Origin of the sequence: Actinosynnema sp. NPDC023658, from assembly GCF_040639995.1 — a bacterium.
In the GTDB taxonomy this organism is placed as follows: domain Bacteria; phylum Actinomycetota; class Actinomycetes; order Mycobacteriales; family Pseudonocardiaceae; genus Actinosynnema.
This window is the reverse complement of record NZ_JBFAAX010000882.1, coordinates 1-2,275: the sequence shown is the minus strand read 5'-3', so window position 1 is coordinate 2,275 and position 2,275 is coordinate 1. Positions and strand designations below refer to the sequence as shown.

The following is a 2,275-nucleotide window of genomic DNA, read 5'->3' as shown; positions in this document are numbered from 1 at the left end:
CACCGCGCACAGCCGGGCTCTCAACGCGGGGGAGCGCGCGTTCCTCGACGCGAGCGTGGCCGCCGAAGTGGCGGAGCGGCGATCGCGGCGCAGGCGCGCTAACCAGCTCCGCCGCTTGGTGGCTGCCCTGTCCGTGCTCATGCTTGTCGTCGCCGCGCTCGCGGTCTCTGTGTTTCGCCAGCGGACCGACGCCCTGCGCGAGCGGGACGCTGCCATCTCGCGCCAGGTGTCGGGTGACGCGGACGACCTGCGCGGTAGCGATGTCGCGCTGGCCTCGCAGTTGGCGTTGGCCGCGTACCGGATTAGTCCCACGGTGGAGGCGCGGTCGAGCCTGCTGGACACCACCGCGAACGCCTCGGTGACCCGGGTCGTGGGGCAGGAAGGCGTGGTCCAAGCCGTCGCCGTCGCACCGGGGCGCGGTGTCATGGCGGCGGGTGGGGCGGACACCTCGGTGCGGATCTGGAGGCTGACCGACCGACCGTCACCGGAGCCCGCGGGCACACCCCTCGGCGACCCGGAGGGCATCGTCTACTCGCTGGCGTTCGACCCGTCCGGCACCCTGCTCGCCGCCGCGGGCGGCGCGGACGGCACGGTCCTGCTGTGGGACGTCACCGACCCCCGTCGGGCGACGCGGGTCGGTGCACCGTTGGTCGGGGCAACGCGCAAGATCCTCACCGTGGCGTTCAGCCCGGACGGCAAAGGCCTCGTCGCCGGCAGTTCCGACAAGAACCTCTATCTATGGCGGCTTTCAGGCCGTGAGGTGGTCGACCCGGCGGGCACCACGCTGGGCGGCGCGGCGAGTTGGATCAACGCGGTGGCCTTCAGCCCGGACGGGCGCACCGTGGCCTCGGGCAGTTCGGACAACACCGTGGTGCTACGGAACACGTCCGACTGGACCGTTGCGCAGACGCTGCCCCATCCCGGCCCGGTCACCACGGTCGCCTACCTCGACGGCGGCGGGACGCTCGCGACCGGCGCCGCCGACGGCGCGGTGCGGCTGTGGGCCGTACCGGGCCCGGTGATCACGGACAGCCGCGACGGCGTGTTCAACGTGCAGTTCGACCCGACGGGCGCGCTCCTCGCCACGGGCAGCGGCACGGCCGACGGCCGGTTTCGGCTGTGGGACGTCAGCGACCGACAACGGCCACGCATGATCGGTGCGCCGGTGGAGAACCCGGCGCCGGGCAACCGGTTCATCGGCACGCTCGACATGTCGTCAGACGGCCGGACCCTCGCCGCAGGCGGCTTGGACTCGCGCGTGCAGCTGTGGGACATCGACCGCCCCGACCACCCGACGCCGTTGGGAGAGCCCCTGGGCGGCGGCTTCGCACCGCCGGAGTACCTCACCATCGCCTTCGGTCGTCAGGGCTCGCTCCTGGCGGTGTCCGGCGTCGGCAACGTGGTGTGGCTGTGGGACATCACCGACCGGGCCAGGCCCCGGCAGGTGGGAGGGGCGCTCACCGGACCGACGAACCACATTTACTCGATCGCGTTCAGCCCGGACGGCACGACGCTGGCGGCCGGCAGCCTGGACAAAACGGTGTGGCTCTGGGACGTTCACGACCTGTCGAAGATCCGCGCCCTAGCGTCGATCGGGGGGCCGGTGAGCTACGTGCACTCGGTCGTGTTCAGCCCCGACAGCCGCACGCTGGCCGTGGGCAGCGCCGACAAGACTGTTCGATTGTGGGACATGACCGACAAGTCGCGGCCCCAGGCGATCGGTGATCCGATCACCGGTCCGTCGAACTACGTGTACGCGGTCGAGTTCAGCCCCGACGGGCGGGTGCTGGCCGCAAGCAGCGCCGACCGCTCGGTGTGGCTGTGGAACGTCACCGACCCGGCGCGCCCGAGCCACTTCGCGACGCTCACCGCGGCCACCGGTGCGGTGCACTCCGTGAAATTCAGCCCGGACGGCGGCACCATCGCGGCGGCGAGCGTCGATCGGACGGCTCGGCTCTGGGCGGTGAATCCGGAAGCGGTCGCCGACACGGTGTGCAAGACCTCCGGGGAGCCCGTCAGCCCGGCGGAGTGGAGCCAGTACATCCCGGGCCTGCCGCACCGCCGGGTGTGCGGATGACCACGGCGAGCCCCTCGTACTCGGAGCCGGAGGCGCGGTGTCCACCGACTCAAACAGGAGGCTTCTTGGGCGAACCGATCACTCGACGGGCTCCGTAAGCGCCGTGAAGCGCTCCGGCATTGATGGAGACTCGATTAGTTGATCGCTCCAGCCGGGGTTGGCTGGTGCTCACGGTAGTAGACGGCCTCGTGCTCGACG

General features: G+C 71.3%; 1 protein-coding gene. It reads left to right on the top strand.

The window, feature by feature from the left end; all coding sequences use genetic code 11:
* A partial coding sequence (locus AB0G02_RS35940) for a WD40 repeat domain-containing protein (protein ID WP_360803648.1) occupies positions 1-2,077 on the top strand: 2,077 nt, incomplete at its 5' end.
* Positions 2,078-2,275: the final 198 nt, after the last annotated feature.